The 26288-nt window shown below is 62.8% G+C and carries 34 protein-coding genes; 17 read left to right on the plus strand and 17 right to left on the minus strand.

The genetic code is table 11. From position 1 onward, the window contains the following. The first annotated feature begins 8 nt into the window (after positions 1–8). The 4 genes from smpB to ACAty_RS12185 are packed head-to-tail and all read left to right on the plus strand — an operon-like array spanning position 9 to position 3301. Positions 9–470, plus strand: coding sequence for an SsrA-binding protein SmpB (gene smpB / locus ACAty_RS12170; protein ID WP_004869028.1), 462 nt, complete (start codon positions 9–11; stop codon positions 468–470). Next, positions 460–2124, plus strand: a complete 1665-nt coding sequence (locus ACAty_RS12175) for an ArnT family glycosyltransferase (protein WP_004869030.1) — start codon at positions 460–462, stop codon at positions 2122–2124. The genes smpB and ACAty_RS12175 overlap by 11 nt, the downstream gene beginning before the upstream one ends. Beyond that, positions 2121–2753 (plus strand): thioredoxin fold domain-containing protein, encoded by a 633-nt coding sequence (locus ACAty_RS12180; protein WP_004869031.1) that lies wholly within the window; start codon positions 2121–2123, stop codon positions 2751–2753. The genes ACAty_RS12175 and ACAty_RS12180 overlap by 4 nt, the downstream gene beginning before the upstream one ends. Further along, positions 2726–3301, plus strand: coding sequence for a disulfide bond formation protein B (locus tag ACAty_RS12185; RefSeq protein ID WP_082179299.1), 576 nt, complete (start codon positions 2726–2728; stop codon positions 3299–3301). The genes ACAty_RS12180 and ACAty_RS12185 overlap by 28 nt, the downstream gene beginning before the upstream one ends. Here ACAty_RS12185 and ACAty_RS12190 read toward each other — a convergent pair. Both ACAty_RS12190 and purE read right to left on the minus strand, forming a co-directional pair. Continuing rightward, entirely contained in the window at positions 3212–4417 is a 1206-nt protein-coding gene (locus tag ACAty_RS12190; RefSeq protein WP_004869034.1) for a 5-(carboxyamino)imidazole ribonucleotide synthase, read from the minus strand. The genes ACAty_RS12185 and ACAty_RS12190 overlap by 90 nt on opposite strands. Further along, a complete protein-coding gene (gene purE, locus ACAty_RS12195; protein ID WP_004869037.1) occupies positions 4414–4914 on the minus strand; it encodes a 5-(carboxyamino)imidazole ribonucleotide mutase in 501 nt (166 codons plus the stop codon). Before purE ends, ACAty_RS12190 begins: the two co-directional genes overlap by 4 nt. 47 nt (positions 4915–4961) lie before the next feature. Between purE and trmB the strand changes: the two genes are divergently transcribed. The 5 genes from trmB (at position 4962) to ACAty_RS12220 (ending at position 8981) form a co-directional block, all read left to right on the plus strand. Beyond that, positions 4962–5669: a tRNA (guanosine(46)-N7)-methyltransferase TrmB gene (gene trmB / locus ACAty_RS12200; RefSeq protein ID WP_077272783.1), complete on the plus strand. Its 708-nt coding sequence runs from the start codon at positions 4962–4964 to the stop codon at positions 5667–5669. 2 nt (positions 5670–5671) lie between these two features. Continuing rightward, positions 5672–6370 (plus strand): Crp/Fnr family transcriptional regulator, encoded by a 699-nt coding sequence (locus ACAty_RS12205; RefSeq protein WP_004869041.1) that lies wholly within the window; start codon positions 5672–5674, stop codon positions 6368–6370. 134 nt (positions 6371–6504) lie between these two features. Further along, complete coding sequence (locus ACAty_RS12210) at positions 6505–7212, plus strand: MBL fold metallo-hydrolase (RefSeq protein WP_004869042.1); 708 nt, start codon at positions 6505–6507, stop codon at positions 7210–7212. Next, complete coding sequence (locus ACAty_RS12215) at positions 7205–7714, plus strand: hypothetical protein (RefSeq protein ID WP_004869044.1); 510 nt, start codon at positions 7205–7207, stop codon at positions 7712–7714. Before ACAty_RS12210 ends, ACAty_RS12215 begins: the two co-directional genes overlap by 8 nt. Positions 7715–7847: 133 nt before the next feature. Further along, positions 7848–8981, plus strand: a complete 1134-nt coding sequence (locus ACAty_RS12220) for an NAD(P)/FAD-dependent oxidoreductase (RefSeq protein WP_004869047.1) — start codon at positions 7848–7850, stop codon at positions 8979–8981. Positions 8982–9050: 69 nt separating this feature from the next. Here ACAty_RS12220 and ACAty_RS12225 read toward each other — a convergent pair whose 3' ends face one another. From ACAty_RS12225 to ACAty_RS12235, 4 genes are read right to left on the minus strand one after another with little or no spacing between them, the layout of a single operon-like run. Further along, positions 9051–10232: a glycosyltransferase gene (locus ACAty_RS12225; RefSeq protein WP_004869048.1), complete on the minus strand. Its 1182-nt coding sequence runs from the start codon at positions 10230–10232 to the stop codon at positions 9051–9053. Continuing rightward, positions 10214–10426, minus strand: a complete 213-nt coding sequence (locus ACAty_RS16530) for a hypothetical protein (RefSeq protein ID WP_226830230.1) — start codon at positions 10424–10426, stop codon at positions 10214–10216. Before ACAty_RS16530 ends, ACAty_RS12225 begins: the two co-directional genes overlap by 19 nt. Further along, positions 10389–10985, minus strand: coding sequence for an ATPase, T2SS/T4P/T4SS family (locus tag ACAty_RS12230; protein WP_004869052.1), 597 nt, complete (start codon positions 10983–10985; stop codon positions 10389–10391). The genes ACAty_RS16530 and ACAty_RS12230 overlap by 38 nt, the downstream gene beginning before the upstream one ends. 8 nt (positions 10986–10993) lie before the next feature. After that, positions 10994–12043 (minus strand): type IV pilus twitching motility protein PilT, encoded by a 1050-nt coding sequence (locus ACAty_RS12235; RefSeq protein WP_004869054.1) that lies wholly within the window; start codon positions 12041–12043, stop codon positions 10994–10996. Positions 12044–12113: 70 nt separating this feature from the next. On the opposite strand from ACAty_RS12235, the gene ACAty_RS12240 reads away from it, so the two are divergent. The 5 genes from ACAty_RS12240 to bioB are packed head-to-tail and all read left to right on the plus strand — an operon-like array spanning position 12114 to position 15197. Beyond that, entirely contained in the window at positions 12114–12806 is a 693-nt protein-coding gene (locus ACAty_RS12240; RefSeq protein ID WP_226047714.1) for a YggS family pyridoxal phosphate-dependent enzyme, read from the plus strand. Beyond that, complete coding sequence (proC, locus tag ACAty_RS12245; protein ID WP_238323801.1) at positions 12803–13807, plus strand: pyrroline-5-carboxylate reductase; 1005 nt, start codon at positions 12803–12805, stop codon at positions 13805–13807. Before ACAty_RS12240 ends, proC begins: the two co-directional genes overlap by 4 nt. After that, complete coding sequence (locus ACAty_RS16535; protein WP_238323802.1) at positions 13750–13911, plus strand: YggT family protein; 162 nt, start codon at positions 13750–13752, stop codon at positions 13909–13911. Before proC ends, ACAty_RS16535 begins: the two co-directional genes overlap by 58 nt. 19 nt (positions 13912–13930) lie before the next feature. Further along, positions 13931–14278, plus strand: a complete 348-nt coding sequence (locus ACAty_RS12250; protein WP_004873263.1) for a DUF167 domain-containing protein — start codon at positions 13931–13933, stop codon at positions 14276–14278. Then, positions 14250–15197 carry a biotin synthase BioB gene (gene bioB / locus ACAty_RS12255; RefSeq protein ID WP_004873262.1) on the plus strand — a complete coding sequence of 316 codons (948 nt, stop codon included), beginning with the start codon at positions 14250–14252 and terminating at the stop codon, positions 15195–15197. The genes ACAty_RS12250 and bioB overlap by 29 nt, the downstream gene beginning before the upstream one ends. 44 nt (positions 15198–15241) lie before the next feature. Here bioB and ACAty_RS12260 read toward each other — a convergent pair whose 3' ends face one another. Next, complete coding sequence (locus ACAty_RS12260; RefSeq protein WP_004873261.1) at positions 15242–15796, minus strand: acyloxyacyl hydrolase; 555 nt, start codon at positions 15794–15796, stop codon at positions 15242–15244. 176 nt (positions 15797–15972) lie between these two features. Here ACAty_RS12260 and ACAty_RS12265 point away from each other — a divergent pair, with 176 nt between their 5' ends. Beyond that, a complete protein-coding gene (locus ACAty_RS12265) occupies positions 15973–16986 on the plus strand; it encodes an HlyD family secretion protein (RefSeq protein WP_004873260.1) in 1014 nt (337 codons plus the stop codon). Positions 16987–17053: 67 nt separating this feature from the next. On the opposite strand, the gene ACAty_RS12270 is transcribed toward ACAty_RS12265, so the two are convergent. From ACAty_RS12270 to ACAty_RS12280, 3 genes are read right to left on the minus strand one after another with little or no spacing between them, the layout of a single operon-like run. Further along, positions 17054–17764: a pyrimidine 5'-nucleotidase gene (locus tag ACAty_RS12270; protein WP_014003514.1), complete on the minus strand. Its 711-nt coding sequence runs from the start codon at positions 17762–17764 to the stop codon at positions 17054–17056. A gap of 11 nt (positions 17765–17775) precedes the next feature. After that, positions 17776–18645, minus strand: coding sequence for an acetylglutamate kinase (argB, locus tag ACAty_RS12275; protein ID WP_004873258.1), 870 nt, complete (start codon positions 18643–18645; stop codon positions 17776–17778). Positions 18646–18661: 16 nt separating this feature from the next. Beyond that, on the minus strand, positions 18662–19297 hold the full coding sequence (locus tag ACAty_RS12280; RefSeq protein WP_004873257.1) for a TetR/AcrR family transcriptional regulator: 636 nt from the start codon (positions 19295–19297) through the stop codon (positions 18662–18664). Positions 19298–19473: 176 nt separating this feature from the next. Between ACAty_RS12280 and ACAty_RS12285 the strand changes: the two genes are divergently transcribed. Both ACAty_RS12285 and ACAty_RS12290 read left to right on the plus strand, forming a co-directional pair. Beyond that, positions 19474–20412: a hypothetical protein gene (locus ACAty_RS12285; RefSeq protein WP_004873256.1), complete on the plus strand. Its 939-nt coding sequence runs from the start codon at positions 19474–19476 to the stop codon at positions 20410–20412. Between the two features lie 7 nt (positions 20413–20419). After that, positions 20420–20707 carry a zinc ribbon domain-containing protein gene (locus ACAty_RS12290; RefSeq protein ID WP_226047715.1) on the plus strand — a complete coding sequence of 96 codons (288 nt, stop codon included), beginning with the start codon at positions 20420–20422 and terminating at the stop codon, positions 20705–20707. A 161-nt stretch (positions 20708–20868) separates the two neighbouring features. On the opposite strand, the gene ACAty_RS12295 is transcribed toward ACAty_RS12290, so the two are convergent. The 7 genes from ACAty_RS12295 to htpX all read right to left on the minus strand — a co-directional run bounded on the left by ACAty_RS12295 (position 20869) and on the right by htpX (position 26237). Then, positions 20869–21237: a hypothetical protein gene (locus ACAty_RS12295; RefSeq protein ID WP_004873254.1), complete on the minus strand. Its 369-nt coding sequence runs from the start codon at positions 21235–21237 to the stop codon at positions 20869–20871. A gap of 66 nt (positions 21238–21303) precedes the next feature. Beyond that, positions 21304–22314: a CDP-6-deoxy-delta-3,4-glucoseen reductase gene (locus tag ACAty_RS12300; RefSeq protein WP_004873253.1), complete on the minus strand. Its 1011-nt coding sequence runs from the start codon at positions 22312–22314 to the stop codon at positions 21304–21306. A 111-nt stretch (positions 22315–22425) separates the two neighbouring features. Continuing rightward, positions 22426–23061: a ribonuclease T gene (gene rnt / locus ACAty_RS12305; RefSeq protein ID WP_004873252.1), complete on the minus strand. Its 636-nt coding sequence runs from the start codon at positions 23059–23061 to the stop codon at positions 22426–22428. Next, positions 23058–23834: an ABC transporter permease gene (locus tag ACAty_RS12310; RefSeq protein WP_004873251.1), complete on the minus strand. Its 777-nt coding sequence runs from the start codon at positions 23832–23834 to the stop codon at positions 23058–23060. The genes rnt and ACAty_RS12310 overlap by 4 nt, the downstream gene beginning before the upstream one ends. After that, complete coding sequence (locus tag ACAty_RS12315; RefSeq protein WP_004873250.1) at positions 23831–24538, minus strand: arginyltransferase; 708 nt, start codon at positions 24536–24538, stop codon at positions 23831–23833. The genes ACAty_RS12310 and ACAty_RS12315 overlap by 4 nt, the downstream gene beginning before the upstream one ends. Then, positions 24535–25266, minus strand: a complete 732-nt coding sequence (gene aat / locus ACAty_RS12320; protein ID WP_004873249.1) for a leucyl/phenylalanyl-tRNA--protein transferase — start codon at positions 25264–25266, stop codon at positions 24535–24537. Before aat ends, ACAty_RS12315 begins: the two co-directional genes overlap by 4 nt. A 68-nt stretch (positions 25267–25334) precedes the next feature. Beyond that, positions 25335–26237, minus strand: a complete 903-nt coding sequence (gene htpX / locus ACAty_RS12325) for a protease HtpX (protein ID WP_014003515.1) — start codon at positions 26235–26237, stop codon at positions 25335–25337. Positions 26238–26288 lie beyond the last annotated feature (51 nt).

The raw sequence follows: 26288 nt of genomic DNA on the forward strand, positions 1-26288 counted from the left end.
AGACACCCATGAGCAGCACCATCGCCCTCAACCGTGAGGCGAAACACGAGTATTTCATCGAAGAGCGTTTCGAGGCCGGCATCGCCCTGGAAGGCTGGGAGGTGAAGTCCCTGCGGGCCGGGCGTCTGAACCTCAAAGACAGCTATGTGGTGGTGAAGCAGGGTGAGCTGTGGCTCTTAGGCGCGCACATCAGCCCCTTGACCACCGCCAGCACCCACATCCATCCGGATCCGACGCGCACGCGCAAACTCCTCATGCATCGGCTGGAAATCAATCGCCTCATCGGTGCCATCGAACGCAAGGGCTACACCGTGGTGCCTCTGGCAATGTACTGGAAGGCGGGACGCGCCAAGGTCGAGATTGCACTCGTCAAGGGTAAACAGGCCCACGACAAGCGCGCCAGCATCAAAGAGCGGGAATGGCAGCGGGACAAGGCGCGGATCCTGAAAGGGGGCGGCCGTGAGCTCTGAACGTCGGCAGGGCGGATTTACGGTTCAGGCTGCCCTCGTTTTTCTTTTTGCCTTCTGGCTGCTGGCCTTTCACACGGGCGACGCGAGTCTCTGGGATATCGACGAACCCAACAATGCCCAATCCCTGAAAGAAATGATCGTACACCACGATTTCGTGGTGCCCACCTTCAATGGCCAGCTGCGTCCCGACAAGCCCATCCTCAACTATTGGCTGATGGATGTGGGCGTGCGCCTCTTGGGTATGAACTCCTGGGGACTGCGCATCGGCTCGGTGGCCCTGGGCGCGCTCTTGGTGCTCTATCTGATGTTCGCCCTGCGGCCCTTTCTGGGCGATGAGGCGGCGCTGCTCACCGGCCTTTTTACCGCCACGGCCCTGCATAGCCAGATCATTTTCCGGGCAGCGGTACCCGACCCTCTGCTCATTTTTTTCGTGACCGTGAGCCTGCTGTCCTGGCTGCACGGTTATTTGCGGTCCAAGGGACGTCTTGGCCACTATCTCCTGGCCTACGCCGCCATGGGCTTGGGCACGCTGGCCAAGGGGCCCATCGCTTTTCTCCTGCCCGGCCTCATCATCACCGTTTTTCTCCTCTTGCGTCGCGATCTCCCCCACCTGTGGCGGGAAGGTCGGCTCACCCTTGGTGTGCCGCTCTTTCTCGTCATCGCTTTGCCCTGGTATCTGGCCGTGGGCATTGCCACCCACTGGGCCTGGGACCTGCGCTTCATCGATGCGCAGAATGTGGGCCGCTACACGGCGGCCATGCAGGGACATCGCGGTCCCATCTACTACTACCTGCTGACGACCTTCCTTGGCCTTTTGCCCTGGTCGGTCTTCCTCCCCCAGACCCTGGCCGAGGGCTGGCGGCAGCGGCGGGGAATGATCGTTGCGCAACCCGTCCAGGCCTTTTTCTGGCTTTGGGCGGGGTTGTGGATCGCTTTTTTCAGCCTCGGCGCCACCAAGTTGCCCAACTACGTCTGGGAAGCCTATCCACCCCTCCTGGCCCTGCTGGCCTGGCGCATTCGCCTTGCCCTGACCGGCGAACGCCCCCTTGGACCTTGGGGATTGCGCGCCTCCTTCGCGCTGCTGGCGACGGTGGGTCTCGTTCTGGTGGGGCTGGGCGCCTGGCTCGTGCCCAAGGACATCCCGCCCCTGGGTTCGGTGGCTTACCTCGGTTTGCCCTATCTTCTGGGAGCTTTACTTGCCTTGGTCTTCGTGCAGGGACGCCGGCTCTGGGGGGTTATCGCGAGTCTCGGTGCAGCCGCCGTTGGCCTCACTCTGTGTCTCGTGCTCCTGGCCATGCCCTCCCTGGACGCCCTGAAACCCTCGGTCACCATGGGGTATCTGGTCCGCCACCTGGAGGGTTCCAGGTCCTACAGCCTGGGCACCTGGCGCTGGTGGGAACCGAGCTTTCTCTTTTATGCCGGCCGCGGCGCGATGACGGCAACCGAGCTCGATGCCCCACAGACCCAGGTACCGGAGATCCTCCAGGGCCATCCCGGACCACTTTTCCTGGTGACACCACAGGAAGATGTGTCGGCCCTGCGGCGGGAGCTACCGAAGGGCATCCAGGTGAGGGAACTCTATACGGGCTACGAACTCTATAGCCGCCGACGCATCAGCCTGCTGCGCATCGATAAGGAGAAGATCCGACCATGAAGATCCGCATCCCGAGTATACCTGCCCTATGGGCGAGCGCCCTGTTGACTCTGTGCCTGATGTCCATCTTCGCTCCATGGGTTGCAGCACAGGCAGAGCCACAAAAGGGCGCGGACGAGAGTTTCTGGCAGGCCCTGGACCACACCCACTACATTGCCGAGGGGGAGCACGGGCCGGTGGTCTATCTCTTCATGGACCCCAATTGTCCCTACTGTCACGAGCTTTTTGCCTGGCTGCAGAACCCTGTCGCGGCCGGGCAACTGCGCTTGCGCGTGGTTTTGGTGGGCTACCTCACGGCCAGCAGTGCGGCCAAGGCGGCCTCCATCCTGGCGGCGAAGGACCCGCTCCAAGCACTGAAAGCCAACGAGGACGGCTTCGCCATCCGGGATGGTAAACCCGAGGGGGGGGCGCCTTTGGCCAATGCGGCGACCCTGGCCAAAATGCGCCCCATTCTCGACCGTAACTATAATTTCCTCCAGGGCAAGGAGTCCTTGTTGCCGGAGTTGGCCTCTGCCGGGGAGGAGTCGGCGACGGTGCCGTTTCTGGTCTATCGTCAGAAGGGAGTCATCCACTATGTCATCGGTCTACCCAGTCATCGGCAATGGAAGGCCTTGACCGGATCAAACTGAGGGGCCGCGGACCCTCCGTCCTGGCCGTCGCCATTGCGGCGATGGCGGCCTTTGCTCTGGGAATCATGCTCTGGCTGCAATTTCACCAGGGTGTCCAGCCCTGCAGCCTCTGCATCTATCAACGCCTGGCGGCCATCCTCCTGATTGTCCTGCTGCTGCTCGGTCTGCCGGGATCATGGACCTGGCGTCGTGCCAGCTGGATCGGCGCTATCGTGGTGAGCCTGGGGGGCGCGGGACTGGCCGGTTGGCAGTGGCACCTGGCAGCGGCCGCCGCAAGCCGGGTTCGTGCCTGCACGGCGGTGCAGCTGCTACCCGCGTCGAGCTTTGCACCGGGAACCCTGGCGGGCTCTCTGGCCGCCGCCTTGGCGGGCAGGGGCTCCTGTGCCGTAGCCGGGCAGGCACGCTGGTTGGGCTGGCCCGTCACCCATTGGAGCCTGCTCTTCTTTCTGCTTGCGGCGCTACTCGTGCTCTGGGCGGTGTGGAGCTGTTGGCAAAAGCCCTTGGTCGGCACATTCCGGGAGGAATCCGAGGGGCGGCAGATCCGGTAGGGCAAGACTGCGGCGCAAAGCCGCAACGGTCTTGGCGATGGCATGGGAATGCTCAGGGAGGATCGTCAGATGGCCCATCTTGCGCCGCGGGCGGGCTTCCCGTTTACCGTAGAGCCAGAGCTTGGTCTGCGGATGCTCGAGAACGCTGGACCAATCCGGCTCCTGCGGGGTCCAGAGATCGCCCAGCAGATTCATCATCGCTACGGGGCTCAACAGGCGGGTGTCGCCCAGAGGTAAGCCGCAGAGACAGCGAAGCTGCTGGTCGAACTGACTGTGGATGCTGGCATCGAGACTGAAATGGCCACTGTTGTGCGGTCTGGGGGCCAGTTCGTTGACCAGTATCTCCCCGTGACCATCGACAAAGAACTCCACGGCGAGAACACCGATGTAGTCGAGGGCTTCGGCAATCCGCAGGGCCATGTGGCGCGCCTCGGACTCCATGGCGGTGGGCTCTGTGTCGCAGACCAGGGTGAGATCCAGTATGCCGTCGCGGTGATAGTTGTACGCTGCCGGGTAGAACACCACCATGCCGTCCTCGCCACGCGCCAGCAGAATGGAAAACTCGGCCGCGAGATCGACACGCGCCTCGAGGACCGCATCCACGGTGCCCAGGGCCTGCCACGCAGCGGCCAGATCCTCGCCGCAGACCACCGTCTCCTGGCCTTTACCATCGTAGCCCCAGCGCGCTGTCTTGAGGAGGGCAGGGAAGGGGAAATCGTCCGTCACGGGTGGCAGTGGAGTGCCAGCATCCAGCGCGATGAAGGGTGCCACGGGAAGATCGAGATCTCGGAGGAAGGATTTTTCCAGGCGACGATCCTGGGCGATACGCACCGCTTCGGGACCCGGGCGCATCCACGCTGCGCAGTGGGCCAGGGCCGCCGCCGGGATGTTTTCCGATTCCACGGTGACGGCAGCAACGCCGCGAGTAAACTCCTCCAGGGCCACCGGATCGTCCAGCGGGGCACAGAGGTGACGGGCGGCGGTACGGGCGGCGGGACAGTGGGGGTCGGGGTCGAGCACCCAGACGGGATAGCCGTGCCGCTGCGCCGCCAGGACGAAGAACATGCCGAGCTGCCCGCCGCCCAGCACACCCAGGGTTTGGCCGCCCCGAATCATGGCAGCGTGGGCGGCGGCACGGTGGCGGCCAGAACGGCGCTTTCCTGCTGCCGACGGAACTCCGCCAAGGCAGCGGCGATGGCGGGATACGCCGGCGCCAGCATCGCCGCAGCAAAGAGAGCGGCATTGGCGGCTCCTGCCCGGCCGATGGCGAAGGTGGCCACCGGTACACCTTTGGGCATCTGGACAATGGAGAGCAGGGAATCCAGCCCCTGCAAATGCCGCGAAGGAACGGGCACACCCAGTACCGGAACCACGGTCTTGGCGGCGAGCATGCCCGGCAGGTGCGCAGCGCCCCCAGCACCGGCGATGATGGCGGTGAGCCCTCGCTGTGCCGCCGTCTCGGCGTACTGGAAGAGCAGATCGGGAGTGCGATGCGCCGAAACCACCCGCGCTTCAAAGGGGATCTTCAGGGCCTCCAGGTGCTCGGCCGCAGCCTGCAGGGTCTCCCAGTCGCTCTGGCTACCCATGACCAAACCCAGCAGGGGGGATTGCATGCCTGCCTCCTTTAGGCCTTTTTTCCAAACTCGCTATAATGCCTTGCATGTCCATTTCTCTCAAGCCAGATGTCCCGGGGCCCGGGCAGGGTCACCGTCCGCTGCGCAGCTTCGTACTGCGCCAGGGTCGATTTACCAAGGCACAGCGACGCGCTCTGGCCGAGCTGCTGCCGCGCTGGGCCATCGCGCCGGAGCGGGCCTGGACCTGCCCCTGGGGTGACAAAAGGCCTCTGGCTTTGGAGATCGGTTTCGGCAATGGCGAGCACCTTGCCCATTTTGCCGCCCAGCATCCCGACTGGGGTTGTATCGGTGCCGAGGTGCACGCCCCCGGCGTGGGCGCCCTGCTCCAGCGTCTGGAGGCGGGGAGCATCGACAATGTGCGGGTACTCCACGGGGATGCCATGGCCTGGATCGAGACGCTGCCGCCGGCGCTTTTCTCCCTCATCGTCATTCAGTTCCCCGATCCCTGGCCGAAGAAGCGCCACCACAAGCGCCGTCTGTTACAGGAAGCATCGGCGAAACGCCTGGCAGATCTCCTCGTCCCCGGCGGCGAGTTGCAGTTTGCGACGGACTGGGAACCCTATGCCCAGCACGCGCTGACCGTGCTCGACACCACCCCATCCCTCGAGAATCTCGCGCCGGGAGGGGGGTTCAGCCCGCCTCCGGAAAATCGCATTCCGACACGCTTCGAACGTCGGGGAGCGGCGCTGGGGCACCAGGTTTTCGATCTACGCTTTCGCAGGCGCCCAGGCTGAGCGTGGTGGCCGAGGAAGGGGCAAAAAAGTCCAACTGTCTGCGCTGTGCCATGCGTGCGCGCAGCATATTCGCCGGTTTGAGCGGTGAGGAACTCTGTGCCTTGGGCATGGACGTGATCGACCTGGAGTTTGTGGGCGGAACCACCATCTATCGGGAAGGCGACAGCGCCAGCCATGCCTATACCTTGCGCGAGGGAGCCATAAAGCTCGTCAAATCCTTGGCCGATGGTCGTGCCCAGATCGTTCGCCTGCTGCATCACGGTGATCTGTTCGGCTTTGAGGGACTGCACCGGGAGCAACACCAGCACACGGCCATCGCCCTGTCGACGGTCAAGCTGTGCCGTCTCGACCTGCGCGAGCTAGACCTCTTGTCCCAGCGCTTGCCGGCCGTGCGCGAGGCCATCTTTCGCCGCTGGCAGCGCGCACTGGAAGAGGCCGAGAATCGTATCGTCGATCTGGGCACACGCCGGGCCGAGGCGCGGCTGGCTACCTTCCTGCTGCAATGGGCGCAGGCTTATCCGCAGCGGCGCAGCCTGCCCTTCCCCCTCACCCGCCAGGATCTTGGCGAATTCCTGGGACTAAGCACCGAGCACGTCAGTCGGATCATGGCGGACTTCAAGCGTCGCAACTGGCTGCGGGAATCCCGGGGCGAACTGGAGATCCTCGACCCGAAGGCCTTGGGCGCAGTCGGCGCGTCCTGAAGGGGCCGGTTCGGCAATACCCGATAAAATCGATCTACTTTGACAAATATCAATGCATGGGACCGCCTCGCCGGTTAGTCTGGACGCAAAACGGGTGGATTCCGGATACCACTGCGACGAGAGGAGCCGTCATCATGTTTTTCAAGCAGCTTTTTGACACCGAGAGCAGCACCTACACCTACATCCTGGGCGATCTGACCTGGCGCGAAGCCGTGGTCATCGACGCCGTCAAGGGGCATAGCGACGCGATTCTGCGCATCCTGCAAGAACACGACCTGACCCTGCGCTACGCTTTGGAAACCCACGTCCATGCGGACCACGTCAGCGCTGCCGGGGATCTGCGCGCCCTGAGTCGCGCCGAGGTCGTCATCTCTGCCGCCGCGGGAGCCGATTGTGCCGACCGCAAGGTGGAAGACGGAGATTTCCTGGTCCTCGGAGACGATGTCATCCGCGTACTGGCAACACCCGGCCACACGCCGGGCTGCGTGAGCTATCGCTGGCACGATCGCGTATTCACGGGCGACGCTCTGCTCATTGGCGGCTGCGGGCGTACCGACTTTCAGGGCGGCGATGCGGGTACCCTTTTTGACAGCATCACTCAGAAACTGTTCACCTTGCCCGAAGAGACCTTGGTCTATCCCGGGCACGACTATCACGGGCGCTGGGTCAGTTGTATCGCCGAAGAGAAACGCAGTAATCCGCGTCTGGCGGGAAAGTCCAGGGAAGAGTTCATTGCACTCATGGGCTCCCTGGATCTGGCCCAACCCAAACACATCCACGTAGCGGTCCCCGCCAATGTGCGCTGCGGCCGCGACGACATCGGGAGCAATCCACATGAATGAATCCGACGATACCCCCCCATTTCCGGCAGATCGTCGCCGCGGCGGGCGCGGCCTCGCTCTGGCCACGGGCGGCGAAAAACAGGCGCGGCACCAGCACGATCAGGAGGTTTTCCATCGTCTCTTGGCCCTGCACGCGGAGATCCGGCGGGAGTTGCATCGCACCGAGTCGGGCATCCGCAGTCTGACCACTTCGGAAAACCCCGAGGTGGTGGGCTTGCTGCACGACCACGTGCCCAGCATGCATCGGCGTCTGCAGGAAAACTTTGGTCTGCGTTTTTGGGATCCCGCCTTCGCCGAACTCTTCGCGCAGCACGACAAGGTACAGATGGAGGTCACCCTCCTGCCCAATGGCGTTCTGGTGGAAGAGTGCAGCGACGACCCCAATGTCGTGCGCCTCATTCAGGCGCACGGCCAGATCGTCAGTCTGTTCTCGGCGCGGGGTTTTGCCCAGGCACAGGAGGCGAGCCCCCTTCCCGAGGACTATCGACGCGTGCTGGTGTGAGCATCCCTGGCCGCGCCCGCGGCGCATTGCGCGAGCGCGGTATATACTGAGGAAGCAAGCCTGCGTCATCCGCATTGGATGCTCGGAATCTGCGCATACCGGGCGGAATCCACAGGTCACCGGAGGATGAAAAATGACCAGAATCACCATATTGGGAGCCGGTTTCGGCGGCCTCACCGCCGTCCGTCACCTGCGCCGGCAGCTGCCGGACGCCGAAATCCATCTGCTCGCCCCGCGCGCGGAATTCGTTTACTACCCGAGCCTTATCTGGGTGCCCACGGGCCTGCGCCAGGGGCCTGAACTGCGCGTCGATCTGGACGCATTCTTCCGTCGCAACCGCATCCACTTCCACGCCGGGCGCGTGACGGCCATCGAGGCGCAGGGACGAAAGGTGCGCAGTGACCAAGGCGAGGAGATCGACAACGATGTTCTGCTCATTGCCACGGGCGGGCGCTCCCTGCGCAAGCTCCCCGGGATCGAGCATGGCCTCGCCATCTGCGATGGTATCGAGGCAGCGGAACAGATTCGCGACCGCCTGGCCCTTCTGGAGGAAGGCGATATCGCCTTCGGTTTCGCCGGCAACCCGGCGGAACCCGGCGCGGTTCGCGGTGGACCCATCTTCGAACTGCTCTTTGGTATCGATACCTGGCTGCGCCGACGCGGTCGGCGTGACGCCATCCGCCTGCATTTCTTCAATCCCATGCGCGAGCCCGGTAATCGGCTGGGTTCGGCAGCGGTATCTGGCCTTTTGGCGGAGATGGAAAGGCGTGGGATTCACACCCATCTGGGCCACAAAATCCTTTCCTTCGACGCCCAAAAGGTAGAGACGGAGGGCGGCACCATTCCCGCCAACCTCATCCTCTTCATGCCGGGAATGACGGGACCAGAATTTGCCCTGCCCAGTGGCCTGCCCCTGTCTCCCGGCGGTTTTATCCAGGCCGATGGCCACTGTGCGGTGGTGGGCTTTCCCGGAGTCTATGTCGTGGGCGATGCCGGTGCCTACGAGGGCAGCCCGGACTGGTTACCCAAGCAGGGCCATGCTGCCGACCTGCAGGCGGAAACGGCGGCGCACAACATCGTCCGGTACCTGCGCGGCGAGGCGCCGGACAAGCGCTTCAAAAATGAACTGGTGTGTATCGTCGATGGCATCGACAACGCCTTCATGGTCTACCGTAGCCCGGAGCAGGCGCGGGTCATCCCGAGCCCCCTGTGGCACCTCGCCAAACGCGCCTTCGAGTGGCGTTACCTTTTGCACTACCGCGGCTAGTCTGGGGCATCGGCCATTCTTCGTCGGAGGTGATCCGAGCTGGGCTCTTGGCGCACCGAGGTCGAGCTGTCAGGAGTAGTGCCGCCCCTTCCAGGCGCCGCCCCTTCCCAGGTAATGGCGGCGTCCGGAGTCGACGGTCATGAGGGTATACAGCCAGGCGGCGGGAAAGAGGCTGGCACCCCACCACCAGGGTAAGGAGTAGAAACGCAGCATCGGCACATACATGCGCCAGGCGAGCAGAAGGGCCACGGCGGCGGGTAGCCACAACCACCAGACCTGCGTGAGTACTCCGTAGAGCAGGGCCAGAAGCGGCCAGAGATAGAGGAGGGTCATCCCCGTCACTGCCAGCAGTAGGCGGCTGGGCTTCTGCTCCAACTGCACATAGGCCGAGCGGGCGACCATGGACCAGATCTCGTCGAGCCGTGGATAAGCGCGCAGGCTGCGGCTGTCGTGGGTGAGGCCAAGCCAGATGGCTCCCATGGGCTTCAGCAGGCCCGCCAGGGTGCAATCGTCGATGAGGGCAGCGCGCATGCGCGCGAGGCCTCCGGCACGCTCCAGGGCGTCGCGGCACAGCAGCATGCAACCACCGGCTGCACCGGCGAGGCGGTGTCGCGCGTCATTGACCCAGGCAAAGGGATAGAGTTTCTGGAAAAAGAAAACGAAGGCCGGGATCAGAAGGCGCTCCCAAAAGCTCTGGCAGGACAGCTCCACCATCAGCGAGACCAATACCCGCTGCTCCCCTTCGGCCTTGGCCACCAGACGGCGGAGCACCGTCTCTCCGTGCTGGATGTCGGCATCCGTAAACCAGAGCCAGGGCACATCACCCGCTGCCGCCACTCCTTGGGACTGAGCCCAGACCTTGCCCGCCCAGCCCGGTGGTAGATCCTGACCGCGCAGCACCTGCAGGCGGTGGCTGGCCCCTACGGCTGCCGCCGCCTGTCGCGCCAGTGCGGCGGTGTCGTCGCTACTCTGATCGTCCACCACGATCAGGTGCAGACTGCCGGGGTAGTCTTGGCTCAGGATGCTGCGGACGCAGGGACCGATACCCGCGGCCTCGTTGCGTGCGGGGACCACCGCCACCACCGCTGGCCACTGGGGGGGTGGCGCGATCACCGCCGCCAGACGCTCGCTGCAACGCCAGAAGTGCCCCCGGCCAAAATAGAGCACGAGCCAGGCGAGGAGCACCGCCCAGGTCAGGAGGCCAAGTAACCGGAGCACAATGGGATCGGCTATCAGCTCTGGATACGCCACTGCCGTTCGCCATCGCTCTGCGCGCCGGGATCCTCGAGGCCACGACGCAGGCATTCCATCTTGATGGCAAGGCGCAGGTCATTCTGCGAGTCCGCCCCGCGCAGAGCGTCCTCATAATGGATCAGACCGTCCATGTAGAGCTTCAGGAGGGACTGGTCAAAGGTCTGCATGCCGACATCGTTGGTGCGTGCCATGGCGTCCTTGAGCAGGCCTACCTCGCCCTTGTAGATCAGATCGGCGTTGGTAATTCTTATGCAGGAACTCGATGGGGTCCTCGATGGTGAGGATGTGCCCGGGGGAGTTCTGGTTACGATACTGGATCATGGACGCAAGGGAGGTACTCTTGCCCGAACCGGTTGCCCCCACGAAAAGCACCAGTCCCCGCGCCGACATAGCGAGACTCTTGAGCACGTCGGGCATCTTCAGCTGCTCAAGGGTGGGGATGTCGGTCTTGATGGCGCGCAGCACGAAACCCAGCTCGCCACGCTGGAAGAAGCCATTGACGCGAAAACGGCCGATACCACTGGCCGAGATCGCCATGTTGACCTCCTTTTCCTGCTGGAACTCCTGCAGACGCTCCAGACCCAGGATCTCCTTGGCCAGGGCCAAGGTTTGGCCGGGCCGCAGGGCCTCCTGACCGATGGGAACCGCGCGACCGTCGATCTTCAGGGTGGGTGGAGCACCGACGGTGAGATACAGGTCCGAGGCGTTCTTCTGCACCATCAATTGCAGCAACTGTTCGAGGGCGGCCATCCTGCACCTCAGGCGACGGCAGCGAAGCTGTCTTTGTTCTGCACCCGCCGAAGCGCCTCCTCGCGGGTGATACGGTGGGCGCGGACGAGGTCCGCAAGACACTGATCCAGGGTCTGCATGCCCTGATTCTGACCGGTTTGAATCACCGAGTACATCTGCGCAATCTTGTTTTCGCGGATGAGGTTGCGGATGGCCGGGTTGGCAATCATGATTTCGTGGGCGGCCACTCGGCCCTTGCCATCCGCCGTTTTGAGGAGGGTCTGGGAGATGACCGCGCGCAGGGACTCCGACAGCATGGCCCGCACCATGTCCTTCTCGCCGCCGGGGAAGGAGTCGACGATACGATCGATGGTTTTCGGCGCCGAGCTCGTGTGCAGGGTCGCGAAGACGACGTGGCCGGTTTCCGCAGCGGTAAGGGCCAGGCGCATGGTCTCCAGATCGCGCAACTCGCCCACGAGAATGACGTCCGGATCCTCACGCAGGGCCGAGCGCAGGGCATTGGCAAAGGAGTGGGTATGTGGCCCCACCTCGCGCTGGTTGATGAGGCATTTTTTGGGGGTGTGGAGGAATTCGATGGGATCCTCGATGGTGATGATGTGGTCGGCACGCTGCTGGTTGATGTGATCGACCATGGCGGCCAGGGTCGTGGATTTGCCCGATCCCGTGGGCCCCGTCACCAGGACCAGACCGCGTGGAACGTTGATGATATCCTTGAAGACCTTGGGCGCATTCAGATCCTCGAGGCTCAGCACCTTGGCGGGAATGGTGCGGAAGGCCGCCGCCGGCCCACGGTCCTGATTGAAGGCATTGACACGGAAGCGCGCCACCCCGGCCAGATCGATGGCGAAGTCGATCTCGAGATTTTCTTCAAACCATTTGCGCTGGGCATCGTTCATGATGTCGTAGATCATGGCGTGTACCGTCTTGGCGTCCAGGGGCTCGACATTGAGATGGCGGATGTCGCCATGGATGCGCAACATGGGCGGCAAGCCGGCGGACATGTGGGTGTCGGAGGCATTGTTCTTGACGGCAAAAGTCAGCAGTTCGGTGATATCCACGGCGATTCTCCAGAGGGTGTGGAGCGACTAGTTGGGTTACGACGCCATGGGGACTAATATAGTCGAGCTTATGAAATCCGCCCAAGCCGTCCCAGACATTATGCTGCCGCGCCTGCGTACCCTGCAGGCGACCTTGCAGGCATACCCCACGGTGCGCCTGCTGGCGGTCAGCAAGGGGGTGGCAGCATCCCGTCTGCGTCTGGCCTACGGTCTTGGTCTGCGCCACTTTGGCGAAAACTATCTGCAAGAGGCTCTGGACAAACAGAAAGCCCTCGCCGACCTCGACGGTATCGTCTGGCATTTCATCGGCCGCATCCAACGCAACAAGACCCTCGCCATCGCCCGTCATTTTCAGTGGGTGGAAAGCATCGATCGTGCCCTCGTCGCCGAGCGACTCAACCATGCCCGGGCGGGCATGCCACCCCTCGATGTGCTCATCGAGGTCAATGCCGGAGGCGAGAGCAGCAAGGGTGGGGTCGGCTTGGACGCCCTGGAATCCCTGGCGCGCGCCATCGTCACCCTGCCGCACCTGCGGCTGCGTGGCCTCATGGCCCTGGTTCGCCCCGAACCCGAGCAGGCCGATGCCGACTTCGCCACCATGGCAGCGGCCTTTCAACTTCTGCAAGATACTTTTCCGAAGCAGGCCATCGATACCCTTTCCATGGGCACCTCGACGGACTATGCTCGGGCTCTGCCTATGGGCGCCACCCAGATCCGCGTAGGCACGGCCATTTTCGGCCCCAGATCACAGGAGACCAGGTGAGCGAACCGCGAATAATTTTCATCGGCGCCGGCAACATGGCGCGCGCCATCATTGCCGGCCTGCGCCGCCGCGGGATCGCCGGTGGCGACATCGCCGTACACGCCCCACATCTGGAGCGCCGCGAGGCCCTGGCGCGTGAATTCGGTGTCATCAGCCGGGCTGCCGAGGCCGTGCCCGTCGCCGCCGACGCCACGGTCGTCTATGCCGCCAAACCCAAGCAGATCGGGACGATCCTGCCGAGCTGGCGCGCCGCGCTGGAGGCCGGTCCAGGTATCTTCCTATCCCTTGCCGCCGGGGTGACCAGTGCCAGCCTGAAGCGGCTTTTGGGACCCAAAGTGCCGGTCCTGCGCTGCATGCCCAATACCCCGGCCCAGATCGGCGCCGGGATGACGACCCTCTATGCCGATGCCTCCGTGACGGCGGAACAGCGGGCGGCGGCCGAGGCCATCCTCGCCGCTGTCGGCCGCTGCCTGTGGCTGGAGGATGAGGGACTCATGGACGCCGCAACCGCCCTGGCCGGCAGCGGCCCAGCCTACGTCCTCCTCTTCCTGGAGGCCCTGGAGGATGCCGGCGTCTTCCAGGGTCTGCCACGCGCCACGGCCCGCATCCTGGCCCAAGAGACGGTGCTGGGCGCTGCGCGCCTGGCCAAGGAAGCGCAGATGGCACCGTCCAACCTGCGGCATCAGGTGACTAGCCCAGCCGGGACCACGGCGGCCGCGCTGGCGGTCTGGGAGGAGGGATTGCGTGCCCTGGCCCAGCGCGCCGTCCAGGCCGCCGTCGACCGCGGTCGTGCACTGGCCCAGATGACCGAGGAGCATAACCAATGGATCAGCAATCTCAGCGTCAGCATTGCGCAATTGACGAGCCTCATCCTGACCCTGCTCTCTGGGCCATTATCATCCGCGCCATCCTCTCGTGGGAGAATCCCGATCCCTACAACGCCATGGTACGCTTATTGGACAGGGTCACGGCACCCATCCTATACCCCATTCAACGGGTAGTACCGCTCTTCGGCGGCATCGATATCAGCCCCTTCATCGCCATGTTGCTCATCGAGCTTATGAAGGGCTTGCTGGTGCGTGCCATTCTCAATTTGGGTGGCTGACACCATGTGCTGCCCGGCGATGCAAACGCCCTGGCGTCCCAGCGGCTCGGCGGCGGGTACGCTCACCGTGCAGGTGCAACCGGGCGCGCGGGACGACTGCGTGGTGGGCTACCACGGTGATGCCCTCAAGATCCGCCTCCGCGCCCGCGCCGTGGACGGAGCCGCCAATGCCGCGCTGCTGTCCTTTCTCGCGCGTCGTCTCGATCTTGGACCCGGGCAGGTCGTACTGCGTCACGGCACCCACTCCCGGCGCAAGGTCCTGGTCTTGAGCGAACTTTGTTCCCACCAGCGACAACTGCTGGATCTTCTTTTGTCTCAGTCTGCCCCCGTGGAGCCCCATGACCACCGCCACCGCCCCAAACCTTGATCAGATCCTCGAATACTTCGAACTGCCCTTCAACGACCTGATCTTTCAGGCTCAGCAGGTGCACCGGCAACATTTCGATGCCAACGCCCTGCAACATTCCACCCTGCTCTCCATCAAGACGGGTAACTGTCCGGAGGACTGCGGCTACTGCGCCCAGAGCGTTCACCATCAGAGCGATACCTTGGCCATTACGGATCTGTTGTCGGTGGAGGCGGTGCGGGAAGCCGCTGCCCAGGCCAAGGCCGGAGGCGCCCAGCGCTTTTGCATGGGGGCAGCCTGGCGCAGTCCCCACCACCGCGATCTGGAGCGGGTTGCGCTCATGGTTCGCGCGGTGAAGGAGCTCGGCCTGGAAACCTGCGTGACCTTGGGCATGCTCAACGCACAGCAAGCCCAACGCTTGGCCGAGGCCGGCCTCGATTACTACAACCACAATCTCGACACCTCACCGGAATTCTACGGTGAGGTCATCCACACCCGCAGTTATCAAGAGCGCTTGGACACCCTGGAGGCGGTCCGCAACGCTGGCATCAAGGTCTGTTCCGGCGGAATCCTCGGCCTTGGTGAAAGCCGCCGCGATCGTGCCCGCCTGCTGCAGGAACTGGCCAAGCTACCGACAGCGCCCGAGAGTATCCCCATCAACGCCCTGGTACCCATCCCCGGGACACCCCTGGAGCACGCGCCGGCGGTGGATGAGATCGAGTTCGTCCGTACCATCGCCGTCGCCCGACTGCTCTTTCCGGCAAGCTACCTGCGTCTTGCTGCCGGGCGCGAGCGGATGAGCGACAGTCTCCAAGCCCTGTGCTTCCTCGCCGGGGCCAACAGCATCTTCCTGGGGGAGCGTCTGCTCACCACCCACAACGCCGAGCCGAGCCGCGATCAGCAGCTTTTCACCCGTCTGGGACTGCATCCAGCAAGCTGAGCTGCGCGGGGGAGGAACGGATTTGCCTTCCCCGGCAACAGCGCTCAGGAATGGTCGCCGAAGGACAGGGGGATGGAGTAGGTCACCAGCGCCTCGTTCTCGCCCGGGTCCTGCTGCACGATCTTGGCATTGGAAATGTGGGCAATCTTCACGCCCAAGCGCGAACCGTTGGCAAACTGATAGGCAAGACCGAGCTCCAGACGAAACTGGAAGGTACTGCCGAGATCCTTGCCGCGGCCTTTGTCGTAACCACCAAAGCCCAGCACCGGCGTCAGGATCCAGTGGTCGTTATCCCAGGCAATGTCGGAATAGAAGCCGGTATAGCCCATGATGCCGCCATCGGTATTCACCATCAGGCCGTACAGAGCGCCGATTCCAAAGAGCTTGGACGCACTCTGGTACTCCACATCGAGCTCCGGTATGCGCGGATTGGGGCCGCTTACGGGACGCACACCCACGCCGTTGAATACACCCACCCCCGCACTGAAATAGGCAGGTCCTCCCTGAATGACGTGCAAGCCTTCGGCGTAGACCGAACCGGTTCCCGCGACAGCCAGGGCAGCGACTCCAAGCAGGGCAATTTTGACAGGGTTTTTCATCACTTCTCCTTCTTTGGTGCGGACGGAACTTGCCGGGAATCCGACTTTACGCTATGGTATCGACCGAACGGTCAGTATGCGATTCTGTCGCGGCAGCTGTCAAAGCCGAACGCTCTCGGTCGATGGTCGCAGGCAGTATAGCGTATCCCGTGACAAAACTTGCAGCGAGGGCAGCCATGCGTTGGTTGAAGCGTTTCATTGTCCTGGTCATCATCGTGGTAGTCGCCTTTGGCGCCTACGCCTATTTCCAGATCGCCAATTATTATCCAAGTACCGACGACGCCTATGTGCATGCACACATGGTCAACATCGCGCCGCGGGTGACCGGCCACATCGTTGCCCTCTACGTCCACGACAACCAGGTGGTGCACGAGGGTCAACCCCTCCTGAAGATCGATCCTCGCGCCTATCTCTATGCCCTGGAGCGTGCCGAGGCCGAGCTCGCCCAGGCAGAGCGCCAGACCACGGCCATCCACGCCAACATCGCCGAGGCACGCGCCCAGATCGAGGCGGACCAGGTCAATTACCAGAACGCTACCCGCAATGCTCAGCGGGCGGCAGCCCTGGCGCAGCAAAAGTACATGTCTGCGCAACAGGCAGACAATGAGGCCACCACGGCCAAGGCGGCGGCAGCCAAGCTCAGTGCCGACCGGGCTGCGCTGGCCGCGCAGGAAGCACAACTCGCCCTGAACCAGGCGCGTATCCAAGCGGCCAAGGCCGCCGTGCGCAGCGCCAAGCTGGATCTTTCCGAAACCACCATCTACGCCCCGCTGACGGGTGTGGTCAGCAAGGTGGACAAGATTCACGTCGGCGACGTGGTCAACGTCAACCAAGACCTGTTTCCCCTCATCGGCAACCGTGAATACTGGATCGAGGCCAACTACAAGGAAACGGATCTGAATCGCGTGCATCCCGGCCAAAAGGCGGACGTACACATCGACATGTATCCCAACCACCGCTTTCGCGGTGTCGTCACCAGTCTCAGCGGTGGCGCTGGTAATGCCTTTTCCCTGCTGCCCCCCGAGAACGCCACGGGCAACTGGGTCAAGGTCACCCAACGCGTGCCGGTACGCATCACCATCCTCGATCCGGACCCGAAGAAGCCCCTACACATCGGCACCAGCGCCTCGGTAACCATCGACACCGGTGGCGCGCCGGGCTGGGTCAAGGCCCTGCAGCCGCTGCTCTGAAGCGGCTATAGCGCGATCCCGGGACGGTGCGCTTCACGCAGAGGCCCGGCTTGGGCCCGGACGGTATTTACCCGCCTTGGTGGCGCCACTGTATCGGGGTGCGCACCCGATCGGCACCTTTGCCAGGGTGACGGCGACGGCTGATATGCACCGTGTGCATACCCAGCCAGCGCGCCGTGCGCAGATTGGCCCGGCTATCGTCAAAGAAGATACAGCGCCAGCTGGGCACCCGCAGCTCCCGCAGGATACGGCGATACACCTCGGCATCGGGTTTGCCACGGTAGCTGGCAAAGTGCATGTCGAAAATCCCGACAAACTGATCTTCCACTCCCAGCTGCGCGAGGACGCGGCGGGCGTGACTCGCCACACTATTGGTGAAGACGAAGGCGGGGCCGGGTAGATGGCGCAGCCACTGCCGCAGCCCGGCGTCTTCCGGGACCGTCGCCGCCAGTGCCGGCGGATGGATGGCCTCCAGAAACTCCACAGGATCCACGTCGTGGTGGCGCATGAGACCAGCCAGGGTCGTCCCATAGCGGCGCCAATAGTGCTGACGCAAGGCGCTTGCCCCGGCCTCGTCGAGATCCAGACGCCGCATCAGGTAATCGTGGATGAACGCATGCATGCGCGGAAAGCAGTGGCAATTGGCGTCGTAGAGGGTGTTGTCCAGATCGAAGAGAAAGATGGGTATTGGACGCCGCCGCCAACCGCAGCGCGCGGAAACGCTGCGTGCCGACGCCATGCGTCCGCGTAGTCCGGGAAACCACCTTGCCTGAGGCACGGTGAGCTTCCTCAATCCAGATCGGAGATGAGGGTACCGACGCCAGCCCGCGTAAAGACTTCCAGCAGTAGGGCGTGCGGCACGCGCCCGTCGATGATATGGGTTGCCTTGACGCCGGCAGCCACCGCGTCCAGACAGCACTGGACCTTGGGAACCATACCCCCATGGATGCTGCCATCGGCGAGGCGCTGGGCAATCTCTGCCGCCCGCAGGCGGGGACAGAGCTGCCCGGAGCTGTCCAGTACCCCAGGCACATTGGTCATGAGGATGAGTTTCTCCGCTTTGAGGGTGGCCGCCAGCGCGCCCGCCACGAGGTCGGCATTGATGTTGTAGGATTCGCCTGCCGGTCCAACGCCAATGGGAGCGATCACGGGGATAATGTCCCCCCCCTCGAGAAAACGCAGAATCTCGGCGTCGATGCGCGCCACCTCTCCAACCCAGCCCAGATCGCGGCCATCGGCGCGTTCCAGACGGCGTGCCCGGATGAGGTGACCGTCCTTGCCCGTCAGCCCCAGGGCACGACCGCCGGCGCGGTTGATGGCGTGGACGATTTCCTTGTTGACCATGCCGCCAAGCACCATCTCCACCACCGCCATGGTCGCGGAGTCCGTCACGCGCATGCCGTCCACAAACTGGGTCGCCACACCCAGGCGCTCCAGCATACGCCCGATCTGGGGACCGCCGCCGTGCACGACGACGGGATTCATACCCACCTGGCGCATCAGGGTGACGTCGCGGGCAAACTGCTCTTGCAGTGCCGGCTCCGTCATGGCATTGCCGCCGTATTTGATGACCAGGGTACCCCCCTGGAAACGTTGCATGTAGGGCAGGGCTTCTACCAGGATTTCCGCCTGCAGCGCAGGGTCTACGACACCATTCATGGGCACGAATCTACCATCAAGACGGGGGATTGGGGGCGGCTATCCCGAGCAGCAAAAGCTCGACCATGGCCCTGTCGTACGCTTCGGGATCACCGACAAAGGATACCTCGGGATAATGGCGCAGGGTATCCCGATGCTGAAAGAAAAAAACATTACCGGCAATGAGCAGGATGGCGGCGACGGCGGGATCGATTTCGGCCCGCAGTTCGCCGCGCTCCTGACCGCTGCGAATGAGCCCCACCAGATTACCGAAGAGTTCACCGAAGCCCTGCTCCGCCAACTCTTTGGCACGCGGTGCCCCTTTCTCCAGAATCTCGCGCCAGACCAGGCGCACCAGGCGCGGTCGTTTCAGGAGCGCCTGCAGATGGCTGTTGGCAAAGTGGTGTAGAATGTCGCGGACGGAGCCGTGAGAATTGATGGCTTCCTGCAGCAAGGCGCGCAGATTCTCGCTCGCTGAACGCAGGACCGCGAGGTAAAGGGCGTCCTTGTTTGGGAAATAGTGATAGATGTTGGCTTTGCTTATGCCCGCCGCTTGGGCGATGGCGTGCATGGATACCGCATCGAAGCCGCGATCCGCGAATAACTCCTCCGCGGCATCGAGAATCCTCCGACTCCCGTCACCCGCGGTGGGATCCATTTCCGCATCGTGCATCCCGCTTCCTCTCAGCTTCCAGCGTGAACCGACCAAACGGTCGAAGGACATAGTTTAGCACCACAGCGGGTCGGGACGCCAAAAGGCGAGACGTGGCTCAGCGATGGCCTGGGGCGAGCGCGCGGCGCGTCCGATTTTGCTATGCTCTCTTAGCCACCATTCCCTCGGAATTCACCATGTTTGAGCACACACCCAGCCAAGGCGATCTTTCCTTTACCCTATTGCTGCGCGCCCTGCGCGGAATCACCCTGTGGCAACCCATACTCGTGTATATCCTGGCGGCGACCGTGGGATTCACCATCTGGGAAGCGCTCAGTCAGTGGTCGAACGCGGAATTTCCCGTGCTCGTGGGTGCCTTGTTTTTCCTGGCCAGCATCGGGGTCGGCTACCTCGGGGCCGGCAAGGTGCTGATCTTTGAGGCGCGCGGCGAAAAACTACCCGGTATCTTCGCGAGCCTCGGTTTCGGGTTGCGGGTATTGCCCCGCCTCTTTGGCCTGCTACTGGTGGAAGCCCTGCTGCTGTTCGGAATTTTCCTGGTGGAGACCCTTGCCTTTGCCCTGTGTACCTTACCTGGGGTCGGGCCCTACCTTTTCATCGGCATTTTCCCCGCCGCGGTGGTCGTCGATGCCGTGGTCTTCGTGCTCGCCATCATCGTTTTCAACCTGTCTGGGCCAGCCCTCTGGCATGGCGAAACGGTCGCCAAGAGCCTGAGACACACCTTGGGCATCGCCCACAGCAAACCAGGCTCGGTACTGCTGATGATGCTCCTGCTGACCGTTCTCAGCCTGGGTCTTGGTCTGATCGTCTCCGTCGTCCTCTACACCGGCTACTCCATGGCCATGAGCAGCGCCTTCCCCCTGCTCGCCAGCGTATTGCGCGACCCCGGCGACTGGGCCATGCAGCTTTTCAACATACTGCTGGGCAATGGCGACCTGCTCGGGCATCTTGCCGCGGGCACCGACGCAGCCAGTAGCTCGCTTTTTGCCCTAGGCCAGGGGCTGGGACTCGTCGTCGCGACGGCGCTGATCTTCATCCTTCCCAATGTGGTCTTCCTGCTGGGTATGGCGCACATCTACATAGAGGCCCTCGAACTGACGGCGCCGGAAGATGTATAATGCCTTCATGAAAAAGTTACTGCATCAGTGGGAACTGGAGAAAAGACGCTGCCAGAGCTGCGGCATGCCTCTGCAATACGATCCAAAAGGCGGCGGCAGCGAGGCCGACGGCACTACCAGCGGCCTGTATTGCAGCTACTGCTACGACCATGGTGAGTTTCGCGATCCCCATCTCAGTCTCGACCAAATGCAGGCTCGGGTACGCCAACTACTGCGTAAGCGCAATGCCCCGTGGTACATCCGCGCCTATATGGCACACCGCATTCCTACCCTACGACGTTGGCGCAGTAGATAAGCAATATCCGAGCAACACGCAAAAGCCCTGGGCCAGGGGCCAAGGGCTTTGCGTGCGTTTTCCGATCTGCTTTTCAGCGGTGCGGTAGCGCCCGTCGGAGCGATCCGATGGACGAACCCTCTATACCGCTTGCCATTAACCGGGACCGCTATCGAGCGCGCTTATAATGCCGCGCGCGGCTTGCGCCCACGCTTCGGCTTGAGTTCCTGCATCAGCTGCTCGCCACGTTCTTTCAAGGCTTGTAGCTGGGCCTCATTGCCCCCGCTGTGATCGCGCACTTCTGCTACCGCCGCAAGAATCTGGGTCGGCTCCCACTCCGGTACCAGTCGCGTAATACGATCGAGAAGCGCGCGCCGCTGTGCCTCACGCTCCCGCCGCAGACGCGGATTTTCCTGCAGGCTGCGCTTTTGTGCCTCGATCTTGGCCAGCTGCTCACGCAGACGCATTTCCGTCTGTTGCCGCTTTGCCTCGAGATCCGCCAGACGCTCCTCTGCCGTACGCCGATGCCGCTTTTTGACCGTTGTTTCCATGTTTTTGCTCCCGCTGTGCTGTAAGTCAATGTTGCTCACTACAACATGGCGGGAATTATGTCAGTCCTATTTGCTTTTGGCAAATACGAAGGCATCGGCAAATATATGCTCAGCGTCCAGCCCGGCCGCGCGCAAACGATCGGCCAGGGAAAAGACCATGTCCGGGTGTCCGCAGATATAGGCGTCAAATTCACTGGGATCGGGGAAGTCCTGGAGTATATGCTCGGTAATGTAGCCCCGTGCTCCTGTCCACTGTGCGTCGGGACGCGAAACGATCTTGTGCACGGTGAAATCGGAGAAGGCCTGCGTCCACTCTTGTAACAACGCTTCATAGTAAAAATCCTGGGGATGCCGCACACCCCAGTAGAGCTGTATGGGACGCTGCTGACCGTGTTCAAGCAGCCACTGGAGCATGCCCTTGATGGGCGCAAAGCCCGTGCCCGTTGCCGCCATGAGCAGCGGCCGAGTCGATTCCTCACGGATGAAAAAGGTACCCAGCGGACCCTCGAAGCGTAGGATATCCTTTTCTTTCATCTGCTCGAAGACTTGGCTCGTGAAGCGCCCTCCCGGGACCCTCTTGATGTGCAACTCCAGAATGCCGTCGGCATTGGGCGTATTGGCCAATGAAAATCCGCGTCGCGCCCCATCCTTCAGAAGAATATCGATATACTGTCCGGGCAGAAACGGAAGTGTCTCCGTTGCCGGGATCTTCAGGAAAAGCGCCCGCACATCCGGTGCAAGGTCCTCGATACGGTGTACCCGAGAAGGCAGGGTTTTTATGGTGATACCCTTGGCTGCTCCGACTTCCTTGATTTCTACAGTAACATCGGAAACGGGCATGGCCTGACAAAAAAGCGCAAGCCCGCTCTCGCGATCCGCCGGCGTCAGCACCGTCTCATCCACATCGCCGTAGTCTACCTGACCGTCCAGCAGTCGGCCTTTGCAGGTACCACAGGTACCGCTACGGCAACTGTAGGGAACGTTGAATCCTTGGCGTAATGCCGCCTCCAAAATGGTTTCATCGGCCTCGATTTCGAGGTCGTGGCCACTGGGTTCAATACGCAAACGAAAAGGCATCGGAATCATCCTCCAGGCAGACTACGGCTCGGCCAGCACGGTGACCGCCGCAGTTGCGCGTAAAAAAGGGAAAACCAGCATCCTCCACAAAGGACCTCGATTCTAGCAGAATTAGCAGATGCTGGTGGACAGCGCCGCCCCAGCGTCATCCTCGAGACGATCGTAGCGGTTGACTATCCAGCAGAAGAGTTCGGCGGTGCGCTCGGCGTCGTACAGTGCGGAGTGCGCCTCACGTCCATCCCAGGCGAGGCCTGCTTTCTGCACGGCTTTTGCCAGTACCGTCTCGGCGAGGGCGAGGGCCGCCAACGAGACCGTATCGATGACGCTGAAGGGATGAAAAGGACTGTTCTTCAAGCGCAGACGTTTTTCTGCAGCGTGCAGGAAAGACAGATCGAAATGGGCGTTGTGCCCAACCAATACGGCGCGGCGACAATGGGCCTCCTTGACGGCTTTACGCAAGGCGCGATAGAGCGTCCCAAAAACCTCGGCCTCTGGCAGGGCGCCGCGCAATGGTTGATAGGGATCGATACCGTTGAAGGCCAGTGCCGCGGGATCGAGCTCGGCTCCCGCGAAGGGCTCTACGTGAAAATGGTGCCGTGGGCCGAGCTGCCACTGTCCATCGGCATGTGTGATGACGATGGCGGCTATTTCCAGCAGGGCGTGGCGATGGGCCTCGAAGCCTGCGCTCTCGACATCGACGACCACCGGCAGAAATCCGCGGAAACGCTGATTGAGCGGAAGATTCACCCGGGCTCCCGATTGCTTTCGCCAAAACGCAGGGCCAGCGGAGCGGCCAGCAGAACGGCACTGGCCACGCTGAGGCTCACGGCAGCCGTGAGCATGATCATGACCACGAGCTGCATGGAGACGGCCGCCACAGGCGCCATGCCCGCCAGAATCATACCTGCGGTGATACCGGGAATATGGATCATGCCAACGCTTTTAAGACTGTCGATGGTGGGGATCAGCGAACTGCGCACCACCGTGGCGTAGAGGTGGCGCATGGCTTGACGCTCCGTCGCTCCCAGGGCAAGCATGGCCAGAAGCATGTCTTCGCGTTGATCCACCTCACTGCGCAGACGATTCAAGGCCAGGGACACGGCGTTCATCGCATTGCCGATGATCATCCCGCCGATGGGTACCAGCGACTGGCCTTTCCAGAAAACCAGGCCAGAAATCAGCATCCAGGCCAGCGTGAGTGTGCTGGCGATGGCGATGCTGGCGACGCCGATCCAGTAGGCGTGGGGGATGCCCGCACCGCGACGCCGATTGAAACGTCCCGCGAGAAGCATCATCAACACCAGAAAGGAGACCAGCAGGGCCGGCTGATCCTGACGAAAGAGCCAAGCCAGGATGAAGCCCATGAGACCAAGCTGCACCGTCGCCCGCAGGGCTGACCAGAGCAGATCCTTACCTACGCCAAGGCCTTGCCAGACAGACAGCGCCCAAGCCGTTCCCAGCAGACCGGCGAGGCCAGCCAGGGCCAGGGGTGAATAGAAGTTGGGAGTAGCGGACATCATGAGAGGTCGTTGGCCGGCAACACCTGCCAGGTGCCCTGCGTATAGGCTTCGAGGGGCTGAAATTGCCTTTTGTAGGCCATCTTTTTGCTGTCCGCTATCCAATAACCCAGGTAAAGATAGGGCAGTCCCAGACGCGCGGTCCAGTGCAGTTGCGCCAGTATGGACCAGGTGCCGAGACCTCGGCGCGGCAGATCCGGCTCGTAGAAGGTATAGACGGCGGAGCAGCCCGCCGCCAGAACGTCCGTCAGAGCCACCGCCACCAAGCGATCGCCCAGGAAACTCTGGAGGAGCACAGTCTCCACGCCGCCCCGCTCTTCCATCATTTCGCGATAGAGGCGTTCTCCCTGATTATCCATCCCACCCCCAGGGTGCCGATGCCGGAGGTAGCGCAGAAACAGGGCCTCAGCCTCGGCCTCCCGCTGGGCCGGTCGCAACTCCAGGCGGAGGTCGGCATTGCGGCGCAGGTTACGCTTTTGACTGCGATTGGGCCTGAAATCGCCAACGGGAACACGCACCGACAGGCAAGCCTGGCAATGACGGCAGTCGGGCCGGTAGGCGACCGCACCGTTACGACGGAAACCCTCTTGCAAGAGGAAGCTGTAGCGCTCTGCACCGATGGCTTCGGCGGGGTCGCTAAGGACAAGGGTTTCCTCGCGGCCTGGTAGATAGGGACAGGCCTGCGGCAGACTGCGATAGAAATTCATACCTCGAGTCGGCCCTCGAGCAACTCCAGGGACGGTGACCAGTGTGCGGCGGGTTCCACGGAGAGGGCCAGTCGAAGGAGGCGAAGAAATTCGAAGCGGGAAAGCTCCACGGCCCCCATCCGCTGCAGATGGGCCGTCAGGAACTGCGTGTCGATGAGGCAGAAGCCCCAAGCCTCGAGGTGCCGCGCAAGGGCATAGAGTGCCCACTTGGAGGCGTCCCGCGCCCGACTGAACATGGATTCACCAAAGAACACCCCGCCCAGGGCGACACCGTAGAGTCCACCCACCAGATCCCTTCCGGCGTAAACCTCGAAGGAATGTGCATAACCGGCCCGAAACAGCGTCTGATAGGCTAGAGCCATATCCGCGGTAATCCAGGTACCGTCCTGATCCGCGCGCGGCATGGCGCAGCCGGCCACGACTCCGGCAAAATCGCGGTCGATGGCCAACTCCCAGCCGCCACGACGGGCGCTCTTGCGCAGGCTGCGACTACCATGCACCGCCGCGGGAAAGAGTACTCCGCGCGGGTCCGGCGACCACCAGAGAATGGGATCGCCGGCGCTGAACCACGGGAAAATACCCTGGGAGTACGCCTGCAGCAGACGCTCCGCACGGAGGTCTCCACCCACGGCGACGATGTCCCCGGCCATGTGCTCGGGATCGGGAAAGGCCCGTACCTTGCGCTGCAGCAGGGCGGGCCCGAAACCGCCGGGGCGTAAGGTGGACACGGCTCAGACCCACCATCGGCGGGCAGCGCCGAATGGCAACGATGGCGAGGCCTGGGTGGTGCTGCTGGTCACACAGCCAGACCCTGGGGAGTAGCGCCCAAGGCGCGTAGGGCAGCGATGCGGTCGGCCGTGCTGGGGTGGGTAGCAAACCAGCCGTGCCAGTTTCCAAAGATGTACGACGTCGCCATGGAGTCGTGCAGGGCATCGTGCTCCAGCTGCATCCTCGCGCTGTAGTCTTCCAAACGTTGCAGGGCAGAGATCATGGCCGCCGCCCCGACCTGCTCGGCAGCAAAGCGATCGGCCGCAAACTCGCGCCGCCGCGAAAACCAGGTGATGGGAAGCAGCGCCAATATGGACAGGAAGATCTGCAGGCCCAGGGATACGGCAAAGGCCACCATGGGGCGATCGTCCAGCAGACTGCGGGCCATGCCCGCGAGCCAGAAGACGAAGGTGTTCATCAAACCCTGCAACAAGGTGGTGCTGACCATGTCGCCATTGTAGACGTGCCCCATCTCGTGCGCCAGCACCGCCCGCCACTCCTCCGGTCGCAGTACCTGGAGCAGTCCCGTGCTCACGGCAATCATGCTGTTGTTGCGACTGGGTCCTGTGGCAAAGGCATTGGGCTCCGGGTTTTCGTAGATCCACAGTTCGGGCATGGCGATGCCCAGGCGTGCGGCGAGCTGTTCCACCGTCTGGAAAAGCAGTTGCTCGCCGGAATTCTGCGGCCTCTCGATGCGGCGCATGGGGAAGGTCTGCCGCGCCATGAACTTGGACATGGCCAAGGAAAGAAAGGCGCCGCCAAAGCCGATCACGAGGGCCCAGAGGAGGATGCGCGCGTCCACACTTCCGCGCAGATCGATGCCGAAAGCCGGCAGGATCAGATTGATGAGGAGGCTGAAGGAAATGGATAGGGTAAGGAAGATGAGCAGGTTGCTCACCAGCAACAAGGCAATGCCTCTGAATGACTTCATGGGTACGCTCCGTCCGTTGACGACCGAGGCGCGCGCGGCCCACACCCCGAT

The organism is Acidithiobacillus caldus ATCC 51756 (assembly GCF_000175575.2).
Lineage (GTDB): Bacteria > Pseudomonadota > Gammaproteobacteria > Acidithiobacillales > Acidithiobacillaceae > Acidithiobacillus_A > Acidithiobacillus_A caldus.